This is a genomic window from Chryseobacterium sp. KCF3-3 (assembly GCF_045865955.1).
In the GTDB taxonomy this organism is placed as follows: Bacteria; Bacteroidota; Bacteroidia; order Flavobacteriales; family Weeksellaceae; genus Chryseobacterium.
Genome location: NZ_AP035792.1, coordinates 4,526,755 through 4,541,517, shown reverse-complemented (window position 1 = coordinate 4,541,517; position 14,763 = coordinate 4,526,755). Strand labels below are relative to the sequence as shown.

At 34.7% G+C, this 14,763-nt stretch carries 16 protein-coding genes; 7 read left to right on the top strand and 9 right to left on the bottom strand.

Annotated elements, in window-relative coordinates:
• Nucleotides 1-2: 2 nt before the first annotated feature.
• From ACKTTZ_RS20205 to ACKTTZ_RS20180, 6 genes are all read right to left on the bottom strand, one after another.
• Nucleotides 3-401 carry a transposase gene (locus tag ACKTTZ_RS20205; RefSeq protein WP_034697610.1) on the bottom strand — a complete coding sequence of 133 codons (399 nt, stop codon included), beginning with the start codon at nucleotides 399-401 and terminating at the stop codon, nucleotides 3-5.
• A 168-nt stretch (nucleotides 402-569) separates the two neighbouring features.
• On the bottom strand, nucleotides 570-1,166 hold the full coding sequence (locus tag ACKTTZ_RS20200; protein ID WP_034698263.1) for a Crp/Fnr family transcriptional regulator: 597 nt from the start codon (nucleotides 1,164-1,166) through the stop codon (nucleotides 570-572).
• The gene (gene ytxJ, locus ACKTTZ_RS20195; protein ID WP_034698265.1) at nucleotides 1,163-1,543 is read right to left on the bottom strand and encodes a bacillithiol system redox-active protein YtxJ; all 381 of its coding nucleotides are present in this window, start codon (nucleotides 1,541-1,543) and stop codon (nucleotides 1,163-1,165) included. The genes ACKTTZ_RS20200 and ytxJ overlap by 4 nt, the downstream gene beginning before the upstream one ends.
• Nucleotides 1,540-2,001 carry a DUF1569 domain-containing protein gene (locus ACKTTZ_RS20190; protein WP_253316052.1) on the bottom strand — a complete coding sequence of 154 codons (462 nt, stop codon included), beginning with the start codon at nucleotides 1,999-2,001 and terminating at the stop codon, nucleotides 1,540-1,542. Before ACKTTZ_RS20190 ends, ytxJ begins: the two co-directional genes overlap by 4 nt.
• Nucleotides 1,995-2,531, bottom strand: a complete 537-nt coding sequence (locus tag ACKTTZ_RS20185) for a YfiT family bacillithiol transferase (protein ID WP_034698267.1) — start codon at nucleotides 2,529-2,531, stop codon at nucleotides 1,995-1,997. The genes ACKTTZ_RS20190 and ACKTTZ_RS20185 overlap by 7 nt, the downstream gene beginning before the upstream one ends.
• A 216-nt stretch (nucleotides 2,532-2,747) precedes the next feature.
• Entirely contained in the window at nucleotides 2,748-3,890 is a 1,143-nt protein-coding gene (locus tag ACKTTZ_RS20180; protein ID WP_034698269.1) for a DEAD/DEAH box helicase, read from the bottom strand.
• 214 nt (nucleotides 3,891-4,104) lie between these two features.
• Here ACKTTZ_RS20180 and pncA point away from each other — a divergent pair, with 214 nt between their 5' ends.
• Nucleotides 4,105-4,710 carry a bifunctional nicotinamidase/pyrazinamidase gene (gene pncA / locus ACKTTZ_RS20175; RefSeq protein WP_034698270.1) on the top strand — a complete coding sequence of 202 codons (606 nt, stop codon included), beginning with the start codon at nucleotides 4,105-4,107 and terminating at the stop codon, nucleotides 4,708-4,710.
• 203 nt (nucleotides 4,711-4,913) lie between these two features.
• On the opposite strand, the gene ACKTTZ_RS20170 is transcribed toward pncA, so the two are convergent.
• Nucleotides 4,914-6,095: a pseudouridine synthase gene (locus ACKTTZ_RS20170; RefSeq protein WP_253316053.1), complete on the bottom strand. Its 1,182-nt coding sequence runs from the start codon at nucleotides 6,093-6,095 to the stop codon at nucleotides 4,914-4,916.
• A gap of 101 nt (nucleotides 6,096-6,196) precedes the next feature.
• Between ACKTTZ_RS20170 and aroB the strand changes: the two genes are divergently transcribed.
• The 6 genes from aroB (at nucleotide 6,197) to ACKTTZ_RS20140 (ending at nucleotide 12,009) form a co-directional block, all read left to right on the top strand.
• Complete coding sequence (gene aroB, locus ACKTTZ_RS20165) at nucleotides 6,197-7,243, top strand: 3-dehydroquinate synthase (RefSeq protein ID WP_034698272.1); 1,047 nt, start codon at nucleotides 6,197-6,199, stop codon at nucleotides 7,241-7,243.
• A gap of 277 nt (nucleotides 7,244-7,520) precedes the next feature.
• Nucleotides 7,521-8,156, top strand: coding sequence for a porin family protein (locus tag ACKTTZ_RS20160; RefSeq protein WP_034698274.1), 636 nt, complete (start codon nucleotides 7,521-7,523; stop codon nucleotides 8,154-8,156).
• Nucleotides 8,157-8,387: 231 nt separating this feature from the next.
• On the top strand, nucleotides 8,388-9,008 hold the full coding sequence (locus tag ACKTTZ_RS20155; RefSeq protein ID WP_407846443.1) for a porin family protein: 621 nt from the start codon (nucleotides 8,388-8,390) through the stop codon (nucleotides 9,006-9,008).
• A 205-nt stretch (nucleotides 9,009-9,213) separates the two neighbouring features.
• Nucleotides 9,214-9,798 (top strand): porin family protein, encoded by a 585-nt coding sequence (locus ACKTTZ_RS20150; RefSeq protein WP_034698279.1) that lies wholly within the window; start codon nucleotides 9,214-9,216, stop codon nucleotides 9,796-9,798.
• 427 nt (nucleotides 9,799-10,225) lie between these two features.
• Nucleotides 10,226-10,924: a porin family protein gene (locus ACKTTZ_RS20145; RefSeq protein WP_034698281.1), complete on the top strand. Its 699-nt coding sequence runs from the start codon at nucleotides 10,226-10,228 to the stop codon at nucleotides 10,922-10,924.
• 365 nt (nucleotides 10,925-11,289) lie between these two features.
• A complete protein-coding gene (locus tag ACKTTZ_RS20140) occupies nucleotides 11,290-12,009 on the top strand; it encodes a porin family protein (protein WP_167595388.1) in 720 nt (239 codons plus the stop codon).
• A gap of 107 nt (nucleotides 12,010-12,116) precedes the next feature.
• On the opposite strand, the gene ACKTTZ_RS20135 is transcribed toward ACKTTZ_RS20140, so the two are convergent.
• Nucleotides 12,117-13,064: a glycerophosphodiester phosphodiesterase family protein gene (locus tag ACKTTZ_RS20135; protein WP_253316056.1), complete on the bottom strand. Its 948-nt coding sequence runs from the start codon at nucleotides 13,062-13,064 to the stop codon at nucleotides 12,117-12,119.
• Nucleotides 13,065-13,208: 144 nt separating this feature from the next.
• Complete coding sequence (gene purF, locus ACKTTZ_RS20130) at nucleotides 13,209-14,708, bottom strand: amidophosphoribosyltransferase (RefSeq protein WP_034698287.1); 1,500 nt, start codon at nucleotides 14,706-14,708, stop codon at nucleotides 13,209-13,211.
• Between the last annotated feature and the right edge of the window lie 55 nt (nucleotides 14,709-14,763).

Below are 14,763 nucleotides of genomic sequence, written 5' to 3'. Positions count from 1 at the left end.
GTTTACTTTTTCTTTGTTTGATCTAAACCATTGGATTGTGGAGTGGCGAAGTTTTTTTTGATGTCAATATGTAATTCGGTTTTAGCTAAATCTATCATCTTCTCCAAATAATCTATTTTGATCTGCTTTTGCCCCACACTGCGTTCTAACTCACGGATACGATCCTCTAAGTCTTTAACTTTTTGTGTACTGCTTATTTTCATTTCAATAACTCTTTGTCCTGGTTCGTTAAAGGTAGAAAATTTATAAATCCAATTATAAATGCTGCTATTACTAATTCCATAAAGTTTTTCCAGCTGAAGAGTACTGTAGGTGCCTTTTTCAAAGAGAGAAACTATTTCACGTTTAAATTCTTCAGAATAAATCCTATTCTTTTTAATAAGTCTGATGTTTACTTTCATAATAAATTGATCTTTTTTTAGTCAACTTATTTCAGGGACGTACATTAAAATAGTTTTAAAAATAACTTATCTCAATTCTTATTGATATTGTAAAGGATATCTTATAACTCTTGAAGTTCTTTTATTCACCAGAACTTCAAGCCTCCTTCTTCCATCTCCCAGCCTTTCTTATTTATTATCCGGGATGAAATTTTTTCTCGCCAGCTCCTTTCTTACACGGCTCAGGCTCTCAGGAGTAATTCCGAGGTAAGAAGCAATCATCCATTGTGGAACTCTCAGGAGTAAATCCGGATACATTTTTATGAATTTCATATACCTTTCTTCTGCAGTCTCTCCCAATAAAGAGTTGATCCTGTTTTGAAGACTTCTGATATGTTTCTGAAGAAGAAAATCACTTCTTTCAATACTATTCGGAAATTGTTCTACCAGTTTGTTGAAGAAATCAGGATGAAGAAACAAAACTTCAGAATCTTCCACTGCTTCTATATAATAAATGGATTTCTCATTAAAATAAAGACTGCTTCGGTCAGAAATCAGCCAACTTTCCGGAGCAAACTGTATAATATGTTCCTTTCCGTTTTTATCAATGGAATACATCTTTATCAGCCCTTTTTCTACGAAGAAAATATGACGGCAGATTTCGCCATACTGAAGAAGAAACTGATTTTTAGGAATTTTCTTTACTTCATAGTGCAGACTACACGTATTCACATTCTGAAGCGGAACATTTAAAACTTTGGCTAAATAATTATTTATATTCTTCATGATACAATCTGGCTTAAAGAAATGTCCTGGTGTGAAGCACTGTTAAGAGGTTTTCCGTTCTCTATGACAATCAGTTGCGGACTTTCGTGTCTGATTTCAAAATCTGCTGCTATTTTGTTAGAAACAGGTCGGTGAGCCAATAAATCCAGGTAGTAAACATTCACCGGCTGATCTGAATTCTCTATTTCTTTTTCAAAATTTTTCAGAACAGTTCTGCTGATAAAGCAACTTGTAGAATGCTTGAATATGGCTATCTTATTCTGAAAAGAGTCTTCCATTGCTTTGGCTAGGTCTTCTTCAGATTCTATCTTTTTCCAAAATGTTTTTTGGTCAGGGGTTTCGTCTTTACCACCGAATATTTTATCAAAAAAACTCATACATTAAATTGTTTTAGATGATGATCAAGATGTTTGTACTCTAAAAATGTCCAGTCTTTTTCAGTCATTGTACCGAATAATCTATGGCGGTCCGGCAGGTTGTTTTTTTCACAGACTTCCCGGAATTCTTCCAGCGTTTTCAGCAGATTGGTTTTTGATACATCAAAATCACACTCAAAATTAACGATTAGTTTTTGAAAAGTAGGCATGTTTCTGGGAATTCCATTATTGAAAATATGCATTTCTATTTTAGTAAAAATCCCTACTGCCTCAAACATGACATTAATACGGGGAAGCTCGAGCTTTCCCAAAGCCACCTGAAGAACTAAATCACAATGCTTTAGCATTTGACATACATTCATCTTTCCCCATTTCCCATGAGAATTTTCAGATAACAGAGAAATTCTGTCTTTAATTTCCTGATAGTATATTGGATTATTGAGACTCTTCCTTACCAACCTTTTTCTATCTTCAGATTTTCAATATGAGCAAAATGATGATTACAGTGCCACACGTATAAAGCAAGGCTTTCTCTTAAATTATAATTCTTTTGATGCTCAGGATGATGAAAAGTTCTTTCAAACTGTTTATTGGTAAGACTTTTAAGAAGAACTACCCATCTTTGGTGTGTTCCTTTCAGCATTCTCATGGCCGGTTTTACGGGCATATGAAAACTGTCCTGAAGTTCCGCCCATTTCGCTTCATCATAAGGCTTTATGGTAGGGTTTTCTTCTGTCAGCGCCAGTTTGAACCGGATAAAACTGTTCATATGGCTGTCAGAAAGATGGTTCACAAGCTGTCTTACTGTCCAGCCTCCTTCTCTGTAAGGAGTATCCAATTGATCGTCTGTAAAATGTTCAATGAGATTCTTTAGCCGCCCAGGAAAGTCTTTGATTACTTTGATATAAGTATCCAATGTGGTATCACAAATGTTTTCAGGCACTTCAAACGGGCCTATTGGAAACTTTTTTTTCTCTAAATCACTCATTGTTCAGGTTTTAATTTTTTTATTATTACCGATTGGTATTACTATTATTTATTAGAATAATTGACGAATATCAGCTTGTGCGAATTTATCAAAAATTCAAGAATATAAAGTGAATAAAGCATTAATTATACCGATAATGATTTTTGTGGTATCGATTTTTCATTAAAAAAGGCTTCAATTGTATAAACTGAAGCCTTTCTTAATTATAATGAAGTATTAATATCCATGTAAATCAATACCTTCTGTTCTTTGCAGGGTTACTTTTCTCCCCATTTTCTTTTGAATCACTCTGAAATGCTGCAATTCATCATCCGTCAGAATACTGATAGCTGTTCCTTTTTCGTTGGCACGCCCTGTTCTACCAATACGGTGAATATAATCCAGTGGTGAACGCGGCAACTCGTAATTGATAACACATGGCAGAGATTCAATATGGATTCCTCGCCCAATTAAGTCTGTAGCCACCAAAATCTGAGCTCCGTTTACTTTAAATTCTTCCAGATTATTTCTTCTCGCTCCCTGAGATTTCTGGCTGTGAATAGCCACTGCTTTTATTTTATTCTTTTTAAGTTTCTCTACCAGATTATCTGCAGATCTTGTAGATGAAACAAAAATCAAAGCCTTTTCTACTTTCTTTTCTTTGATCAGGTATCTTAAAAAAGGTCCTTTATTTTCCGGAGCAACATGATAGGCTAATTGTTCAATATTATCAATTTCTACTTCTTCTTTTTTAATCTCAATAATCGTAGGATTGATGGAAAGACGTTCTTTCATTTCAGCCACTTTATCATTTAATGTTGCCGAAAATAAAGTAGTTTGTTTCGCTACAGGCATCATGGCAAAAAGTTTATTCATCTCTTCACCAAATCCTAGCTGAAACATTTTATCTGCTTCGTCAATCACCAAATGTTTAATTCCTGAAATACTCAATGCATTATGATCAATTAAATCCAGCAAACGTCCCGGAGTTGCAATCAAAACTTCCACTCCAAACATTCCCTTCATCTGTGGATTGATAGAAACACCTCCATACACGGCCATCGTACGCACTTCCCTCTTTAGATTTTCTGTGAATGCTCTGCAAACTTCATCGATCTGAATAGCTAATTCCCTAGTAGGAACCAATATTAAAACCTGAACATTACGGTCTTTTTTAACTTCCGCATTCTGTAATTTTTCTAGAATCGGCATCACAAAACAAGCTGTTTTACCGGAACCTGTCTGAGCAATTCCCATCAGATCCTTCCCTTGCAAGATGACAGGAACAGCCTGCTCTTGTATGGGGAATGGTTTTAAATACCCTAGTTTTTTGACAGAACGAATAATATTGTGTGATAATCCTAACGATTCAAATGACATAAAAATACTTATTTGCTGCAAAGATACGCTATTGATATTTGGTGTAAGCCTCAAAATACAATAGCCTGCAGATAAACTTCAATTATTTAAAATTTTATGCCTTTCATTCATAAACATTGAAAATTTATGTTGCCGATTTGTCCGATAATTCAGGTTTGGACAAATTTTTGAAGATTAGTTTTGTAAATTTATCAAAAATTCGAGAAATCAAAATATGAAAAAAGCGTTAATAATAGTCGATGTACAGAATGATTTTTGTGAAGGCGGAGCACTTGCAGTCCCTGGAGCCAGCGAAATTATTCCATACATCAATCTGCTGATGGAGGAAAATGAATATGATCAGGTGGTTCTTACCCAAGACTGGCATCCTGCAGGTCATAAAAGTTTTGCAAGCAGCAATGGAAGAAAGGTAGGAGAAAGTATTATTTTAAATGGAGTTCCACAATTTATGTGGCCGGATCACTGTATTCAGGGAACTTTTGGGGCAGAATTCCATAAAGATCTGAACAGAGACAAAGTAACCCACATTGTACAGAAAGGTAAAAATATTGAAATTGACAGCTACAGCGGTTTCCAGGATAACAACCACTTTATGAAAACCGGTTTGGATGACTTCTTGAAATATCATGATATTCAGCTGGTAGAAATCGTAGGCCTGGCATTAGACTATTGTGTTAAATTTACAGCGCAGGATGCCGTAGCCAACGGATATGTCACTTGTCTTCACTTCAATGGAACACGTGCTGTCAACGTAAAACCTGACAACGGCAGAGATGCCATCTATGAAATGATTGAAAAAGGAGTAACTGTATTAGGGTAATTCTTTTTAATGATGAATTATAAATGATGAATTATAAATGATGAGTTATGAATTTTAAAATTTATAGCTTAATAAAATAAAAAAGCGCAGAAAAAAATTCTGCGCTTTTTATTTTTATCCTAAAGATACTTTTTGAAAGGATGGAGTAAGTTAGAAATCTGAATCTGTTATTCATCATTTATAACTTATCATTCATCATTATTTTAAAGCATTTTAAGGTTGTTCACTTCCAGTTCTGTAAGGATTCTCCAGTGTCCTCTCTTGATATTCTTCTTCGTTAATCCTGCAAACATTACTCTGTCTAAAGATTCTACTTCGTATCCTAATCTTTGGAAAATTCTTCTGATAACACGGTTCCATCCGATGTGGATCTCAATTCCGATTTCATTCTTAGGTTTCCCTTCAATATATGAAATCTGATCAACCACAGCTACTCCTTCATCAAGACGGATACCTTCTGCAATAAGACGTAAATCTTCACCAGTAAGCTTCTTATCCAATGTTACATGATAAATCTTCTTAGCATCAAAAGATGGATGCGTCAGTTTTTTAGTCATGTGTCCGTCATTGGTTAATAAAATAACTCCTGTTGTAGAACGGTCCAGTCTTCCCACCGGGAAAAGTCTGTAAGGAGAAGCATTCGCTACAAGATCCATTACAGTTTTTCTTGCTTTATCGTCTTTTGTAGTAGAAATATAACCTTTTGGCTTATTCAAAAGTACATATACAGGTTTCTCAGGAGTAATGCTTTGTCCGTCAAAAACTACTCTGTCTGTTTTTTGTACCTGATATCCCATTTCAGTTACTACCTTTCCGTTGACTTCTACCAATCCCTGAGTAATCAGTTCATCAGCTTCTCTTCTGCTGCAGATTCCGGAATTAGCGATATACTTGTTAAGACGGATGCTGTCTTTATGAACGTCTTTTTCAATTTTATTCAGCCTTCTTTTCTGTACAAAAGATCTTGTTTTGTCATCATTTCTTTCTTCACCATTAGATGGTCTTCTTCCGTATTTCAGACTGCCTCTTTCATACTTATCTCTGGTATCGAAATTTCTTCCGCCTCTCTTCGGTTTTCCGAAAGATTTTTTCTCATAGCTCTCACTTTTGTTCGTGATATAAGGTTTTCTTTCAGATTTTGAACCTGAATCTTCGTTAGAATTTTCGAAACTGTCTGTATTTCTTTTGAAAGGTTTCTTTTCAAATCTTGAGTTGGATCCCTGATGTTCTGGTCCTTTTCTTCCTCCGTCTTTAGAGAACGGTTTCTTAAAAGGCTTTGATCCTGAAGAATTTCCAGATCTGGAAGCACGAGAATCATCAGAACTTTTCTTGGTTGAAATTCTTGGTCTCTTTGGTCTGTCTGAATTATTATTATCTCTGCTCATTCTAAAAATTTCTGCAAAGATAGTAATTTAGTTACGAGTTAAAAATTAAGAATCATAACTTTGCACTATAGTTTACATTTTAACTTTACATAAAATAGAAGATGATAACAATATTAAACGATAATTTTTCACAGCTCAACGAGTTTCTTCACGAAAAAACTTTCAGTAAAATTTTCATTCTTGTAGATGAAAACACACATGAATACTGCCTTCCTGTTCTTTTAGGAAATATGGAAACGGATCTTGGCTTTGAAATTTTAGAGATTGAAGCGGGAGAGGAAATGAAAAATATCCAGACAGCCAATCAGCTTTGGGAAATTCTTACAGAAATGCAGGCGGACAGAAAAGCGCTGGTGATCAACCTTGGTGGCGGTGTAATTACGGATATGGGCGGATTTGTTGCATCTACTTATAAAAGAGGAATACAGTTTATCAACATCCCTACTACCCTTTTATCAATGTGTGATGCTTCTATAGGCGGAAAAACCGGGATTGATCTGATGCACTATAAAAATATGGTGGGAACTTTTGCTTTCCCTGAGCAAATCTTTATTTTCCCGAAATTCTTAGAGACATTGCCTTTTAAAGAATTAAGAAGCGGATTTGCTGAAATGCTGAAACATGGGTTAATTGCTGATAAAAATCATTGGGATCAGTTGATCCAGATCCGTAAACTGGAAGTGGAAACGGTAATTCCACATATTCAAACGTCTATGAATATTAAGCAGAATGTTGTAGATCAGGATTTCCATGAGCAGAACATTAGAAAAACCCTTAATTTCGGGCATACCATAGGACATGCGGTAGAAAGTTTATGTCTGCAGCAGGAAAATCCAATCCTTCATGGTGAAGCAGTGGCTATGGGAATGATTGCTGAAGCTCATCTGGCTTATCTTGAAAACCTTATTTCTGAAGAAGATTCAAAAATAATCATTGAAAACATTCAGAGATATTATCCATACCTTGATATCAGCGATTTTAAGGATGAAGATATTACCGCATTATTACTAAACGATAAAAAGAATACAGACAGTAAAATCAATTTCTCTCTGCTTTCGGGAATAGGTTCATGCATCTATGATCATCAGTGTAGCCAGGAAAATATCCTTGAATCTTTATCTTTTTATAGAAAATTGAACGATGCTTAACGTTTTTTTCGAAAAATAAATTCATTTTAAAACCTGTTTTTGACAAAATTGTCAATTTAGACCATGTCTAAACAAACATTTATTTAAAATTGTAATCCATTAATAATCAACAATATATTCAAAAAATCACTTAAACACTAAGTGATTTTTTTATTGATTTTACTCATAAAAAATATTTTTGGCAAGCAATTTGAAAGATACTCTGCGTTCAACTGAAAAGCTGAACAAGTAGTAAAATTTAAAATTAAGAAAGAGTAAAATTAAAAAAATTAAAGTTATGAAAAAGTTAATTTTAGGATTAGCGTTAACTGCAGGAACATTCGCATTCGCTCAACAAACAGGAAACACATCTTCTAATCCGGTAACATTTGGGGTAAAAGGAGGTATGAACGTTTCTTCACTTTCAAAAGATAGCGGTCTTGATGATCAGAAATCTAAAATAGGATTCAACGCAGGTGTATTTGCCAACATTCCATTAGCAGCTTCATTCAGCGTTCAGCCAGAGGTTCAGTATTCACAATATGGTAATAAATCAAATTATACTTTAGGAAACACTAAGTTTTCTGCTTCTACCAAATTAGATTATATTACAGTACCGGTAATGTTCCAGTACAACCTGATTCCAAATCTTTATGTGGAAGCAGGACCGGAATTTGGTTTCATGGTAAGCGCTAAAAACAAGTTCAAAAATGAATCAAACGGAGATTCTAACACTACTGATAACTACAAAGACAATCTAAATACATTTAACTTTGGTATCGGTCTTGGAGCTGGATATTATTTCACTCCGAACTTAGGACTTACTGCAAGATATGTTGCAGGTTTAACAGATGTAGCGAAAAACAGACCTAGTGGATCTGATGCTACAAGAAACAACCTATTCCAGGTAGGATTAGCTTATAAATTTAAATAAGCTACACATTCACTAACAAATTTTATATTCAATAGAAAAGAACAGATTAATTTTTTAATCTGTTCTTTTTTTATGTTAAAATAACAAAGGGTTGTCAAAACAACAAAAATACATCCCAATTTGATGACTTATCAATTTGTTAAAAACCCATAAAGTCTTTATACAAGGGGTTTACCGGCATATTGTTCGTTGCTTCTCCGACGTTAAACAACGTAAAATTTAAACTAATCTATGAAAAAGATTTTTCTAGGCCTGGGCCTTATTGCATGTACTTTTGCTTTTGCTCAAAGCACTTCCACTTCTACTGAAGCTACTACTCCATCCACATCTACTTCTAAAATCAAATTCGGTTTGAAAGCGGGACTTAATGTTTCCAATCTTTCTAATATGGATATGAATTCAAAAGCGGGATTTTATGGTGGTGTTTTTGTGAATATTCCTGTCGCTAAGGATTTTTCAATTCAACCGGAAGTTTTATACAGCGCTACGGGAGCTAAAGAAAAAGGAGGTAGTAATGCAAAACTCAATTTAGAATATCTTTCCGTTCCGGTAATGTTCCAATATAAGGCACTTCCAAATTTCTATGTAGAAGCAGGGCCTCAATTTAATTTTTTAATTGATGCAAGGTTAAAGAAAAGTGAATCTACAAGCCTTCTTAAAAATGGAACTCAATCTTTCGATTTTGGAATCGGATTGGGAGCAGGCTACTATATTACCAAAAACATTGGGATAAATGTGAGATACACTGCCGGATTATCTGATATTGTAAAAACAAAATATCACTACGGATATGACAGAGAAGGATCTGTAAGAAATGGTGTATTCCAGGTAGGAGTAAACTACAAATTCTAAAGCTTTATTAAGCTTTTTTCATTAAGTTTTTATAATTAAAGTGGAGTCGGATTAATTTTAATCTGGCTTTTTTAGTACAATAAAAAAATTATTCTTCAAAAAATACAGTAAATAGTAGATTTACAGCACATTTAAACTTTGGCACGCCATTTGTTTCTTAATGAAATGTTAAATAAAACTTAATAACTATTAAAATATAAAACTTATGAAAAAGATTTTTTTAGGCCTTGCCCTAGTAGCAGGTACTTTTGCATTCTCTCAGAAGACTTCAACTTCTACTGCTTCAACTTCACCAGTTAGATTTGGTGTAAAAGCAGGTCTTAATATCTCTACTATTTCTAACAGCGATTTAAACTCAAAAGCTGGATTTTATGGTGGTGTTTTTGCTAACATTCCAGTAGCACAAGACTTCTCTGTACAACCAGAAGTATTATATAGTGGTATGGGTGGTAAATACAAAGGTAACAGTGATATAAAACTTAACACAGATTATATCGCAGTACCTGTAATGTTACAATATAACCTGATTCCTAACTTATATGTAGAAGCTGGTCCTCAATTCGGTTTCCTTATCAGTGCTAAAGGAAAGAGTAATGGTGGTTCTGTAGATGTTAAAGACAACCTGAAAACTTTTGATTTCGGAATTGGTCTTGGAGCTGGATATTATTTCACACAAAATATTGGAGTGAACCTAAGATATACTGCAGGATTATCTGATGTTCCTAAGAACAACAACGGTGATGCTGCCAGAAACGGAGTATTCCAGGTAGGTTTAGCTTATAAATTCTAAAAACAAACTTTCTATTCAATACAAAGCCGGGTTTACAATAATCCGGCTTTTTTATTGTTTGAATATTTTTTGGCAAGAAATTTGCCTATTGAATAGTTGATTGTACTCTATTCCGGAATTTCCAATTTTACAGTTCCTGTTTTACAATGAATAGGTATTGATTCAGTTGAGTATTCAATTGAAATTCAAACCTAAATCTAACTATTACCATTAATTTTTAACGAGAACTGCAACAAATGGCTGGACATTAGAGTGCACAACAGAATACTGAAAAGTGTTTTGTTTTATTTAAAATACATTTTGATTTCAATAGAAAAAGTCAGGTTTATTAGTTTAAGCCTGACTTTTTCGCATACTGCATGATTTTTATCACTTCTACTCTTTATGGCAGATATTTTGACGCAAACAAAAAAATAAAACCTAAACCATGAAAAAAATTTTTCTAGTACTTACACTTGTTGGCTCTTTTTTAATGAATGCACAGGAAAAAGAACAGCCTTCCACCACACCATCTTCAGTAAAATTCGGGATTAAAGCCGGTTTCAATGGTTCTGCTTTCAGCAGAGGTGAAAGAAATGAAGTTGATAATAGTGAAAAAATAAAAGCAGGTTCACATATCGGAGTGTTTGCCAATATTCCTCTTGCTGAAAAATTCAGTATACAACCCGAGCTTCTTTTCAGCCAACTAGGCTCAAAAACGGAAGACCTCTTTATTCATGATTCGGGAGACTATTTTACGAAGCAGGAATATGATTACAAAACAAATTTAAACTACCTTACTCTTCCTATTATGGTTCAGTACAATATTCTTCCTCAATTGTATGTGGAAGCAGGACCGGAATTCGGTTTACTTCTGGGAGGAAAAATAGAAGGAGACGGAAGAAACGAAATGAGATACGATGGTACAACTGTTGTTAGTACTGAGAATTTCTCCAATAAAATTCCGATGAAAATATATAATAAGTTCAATTTCGGAATCGGAATTGGTGCAGGATATTATTTTACTCAAAATTTTGGAGTGACCGCCAGATTTACGGCAGGTATAACAGGAATCTTCAAGAATGATTACGGTAGTAAAGTCAGAAATAATGCGCTTCAGCTTGGAGTGGCTTATCGCTTTAAATAGAGATATTTATTATTTTCAAAACTGATGCCGGGCTCTAAGAGTCCGGTATTTTTATTTCTATTCTTAAAAATAACCCAGAAAACTTAGTTAATTCTTGAAAAAGCTAATTTCAGTTTAAAATTTTTCATCATTTCAATTATCAACAATAAAGCCCATCAGGCGTTCAAGTATTTTCACAAAACATTCAGTTTGCAACATATTTATTCATCAAAAAGGGATAAATGATTGAAAAAAAACTTCCTGAAAACAGCCTGAAAACCCTTATAAACAGGCATTTTTTAACTTTGGCAAGCAATTTGCAAAATAATACGAGTCAGATTGAGAGATCATCCGGCACACAAATAGTAAAATTAAAAAATAAAATTATGAAGAAGTTATTTTTAGGATTAGCATTAACTGCTGGTACGCTAGCTTTTGCTCAGGAGACAGAAACAAAGACGGAAACGAAAACAGTAAATGCATCACCACTAAAAAAAGATGTTCAGCCTATTAGATTCGGGATTAAAGCAGGGGGAAACTCGGCTTATTTCAGTCAGCAGAAGTTTGGTATCAATAGCCAACAACTAGGTTTCCACGCTGGTGTATTCGTTAACATTCCAATTTCAAAACAATTCAGCTTCCAACCAGAGGTATTATACAACCAAATGGGTGCAAAGGATGTAATGTATTCTACAGAAACTGACAATGGTGTAACGAACGTAAAGACCAAGGTACAAAGCAGAGTAAAAATGGATTACATTTCAGTTCCTTTAATGGTTCAGATGAGACCAATGGAGAAGTTTTATATTGAAGCAGGACCTGAATTCAGTTATTTCATCAGTGGAAAGAATAAAGGAGAATCTACTGTAGCTAGTACTACAGGAGGGGTTACAACCACTACTGCAAGTTCTCACTCTACAGATATTGACAAAGATATGATCAACAGATTCAATTTCGGATTAGGTCTTGGTTTAGGATATGATATCACTTCCAATATCGGGATCAATGCAAGATATGTAAACAGCTTAACAAAGATTGATAAGAGCATGTCTGCTGCTGAAAATAACAACAGAGTATTTCAGTTAGGTCTGAATTATAAATTCTAATCAAAGAACCAATTTTTTAACCCTAAGTGCAGAGTAATCTGTACGCATAAAATAGCCGGAAGTTTTTCTTCCGGCTATTTATATTAGAATATAATTGTAACAGGCTTTTATTCAAATATTCTCGGATCATCACTGATGACACCGTCTATTCCCATCTCTTTTAATTCTTTTAATCTTTCTTTGGTATTTACAGTCCATGGGATTACTTTCATCCCTAATGAGTGGCATTCCTGCACTAATTGCGGGGTCACCAGCGTATGTTCAGGGCTGTAAATAGTAGGCGTAAAACTAAGGAACTTCATATCTCCGGCTACTCCAGTCAGATGATTAGGATACATTTTGAACTTTTCTACAGGAATATTTTTAAAATAAGCCTGTTGCTGTGCCAGTTTTTTATCATCTACCTTTTCTACAAGTAAAGCGGTCATGATTTTAGGGTAGTTTTTATGAAGAATTTCCAGTGTTCTGGGATCAAAAGACTGAATGATCACTCTGTCCTGAATCTTTTTCTCGATAATAATCTTCATCATCAGATCTACAAATTCTTTCGGTTCAGGATGAAAAATAGTATCAGAAAAAGGACGGGTTTTTGTTTCTATATTGTAAAAAGGCAATGGTCTTTTCAATTCTCGGGCATAAGCTTCAGATGCATCAATGACGTCTGAAAAGAGAGGTTTCTGAACCTTCATTTTCTTTTGATCAGGATAGTTATTCAATTTTTTTAATCCTACGTCAAATGTTTTGATCTTTGCATAAGGCATTTCATAAATTTTGTAATAAAAACCTGAATCTTTGGGAATATAGGTTCCATCTGGTTTTGTAACCAATTCCGGTGAAAGAAAAGCATCATGAGAAAGAATTATCTTTTTATCTTTCGTGATGGCCAGATCCATTTCCAGAGTTGTCACATTCATTTTCAATGCGTTCTTCATGGCCGGGATTGTATTTTCGGGGTAAAGAGATTTTCCTCCACGGTGTGCCTGATTATCAAAAGACTGTGAAGAGTAAAGCTGGGCAAACACCAGAAAGATCCCGGTAAAAAGTGCATTTTTCATATCCTGAAGTTTTAATCTGACAAAATTAAAACTCCTTTATATATTGTATAATACAGGAATATTAAGCTTTTGCTACATTTAAATAACAAAAGAGCCGGATTATAAATCCAGCTCTTCTATTTTGATATTTTTTCGATCAAGAGATTAATTGAATAAATCTACCTCTTCACCTTTTCCAACAGGATATTCTTCTGTAAAGCATCCGAAACAGTGATTAGCTGATCCTAAAATGTCTTTCAGGTTGTCTATGCTTAAAAACTCTAAGGAATCTACCCCAAGATAATTTTTAAGTTCTTCCGTAGTCATATTTGCTGAGATCAGATCATCTTTAGACGGAGTATCAATTCCCAGATAACAAGGAGCAATAATGGGTGGAGAAACACTTCTGAAGTGGATCTCTTTTACGCCTGCATCTTTTAAGATTTTAACCAGTCTTTTGGATGTTGTTCCACGAACAATAGAATCGTCAATAATGACTACTCTCTTATCTTTCATCTCAGAGATGATCGGGTTCAGCTTAAGGTTCACTACCCTTTCTCTCATTTCCTGTGTAGGAACGATGAAACTTCTTCCGATATATCTGTTTTTGATCAAAACAGGACGGAAAGGTATTCCTGAAGCTTTAGAGAAACCAATAGCAGCCGGAACTCCGGAATCCGGAACCCCAATTACCAAATCAGCTTCTACCGGAGCCTGTTCCCAGATTTTCTCTCCAGATTTTTCTCTGATCTCGTATACATTGATGTTTTCTAAAGTAGAGTCAGGTCTTGCGAAATAAATATATTCGAAAGAACAGATTCTCTGCTTACCTTTCGCTTCATCCATCATATAAGAATGAAGTTTTCCAGGCTCGTTTTCGTTGGTATAAATGATCTCACCAGGAAGGATATCACGCACATACTGAGCTCCTACAGCATCCAATGCTACAGATTCAGAAGCCACTACATAAGATTTCTCATCAATAGCTCCCAACACCAACGGACGGATTCCGTTGAAGTCTCTGAACGCAAAGAATTTATTTCTGGTCATCCCTACTACGGAATAAGCTCCTTCGATCTTTTCCATTGTAGCTTTGATCGCTCCACGAAGACCTAAATCAAGGTTTTTCTGGATCAGTCTCAGGATTACTTCAGAATCGGAAGTTGCTCTGAAAACTACGCCTTCAGCTTCTAATTCTGCTTTTAATTCTTTGGCATTGGTAAGGTTACCGTTGTGTGCTATAGAAAGTATAATCTGGTCATATTCGTTTTTCGCGAAAAATGGCTGGAAATTATATTTCTTCTTATCTCCTGCAGTGGTATAACGGGTATGCCCAATTGCAGAATTTCCCATAAAAGTTTCAGGTTCCTGAATTTCTTTATAAACATCCAAAACCAGTCCCTCGTCTTTCATGTTGGTGATTCTTCCATCCTTTAAAACGGAAATACCACAAGCTTCCTGACCTCTGTGCTGTAATGCAAAAAGACCAAACTGTGAAAGAGAGAAAGTATCCAGATCATTATCCGAATACATTCCGAAGATCCCACACTCTTCATTAGGAGCATCCAGTCTTTCCTCTTCCTGAGTTCTGAAAAGATTCCTTCCGTAAGTCTGGGTTTCAAACTGTTTTAAATATTCACTTTTATGAATGTCTAAACTTTTCATTTCTATTTTTTCTAATGATTAGAAGTTAGATATTAGATGTTAGAAATTAGTCTAA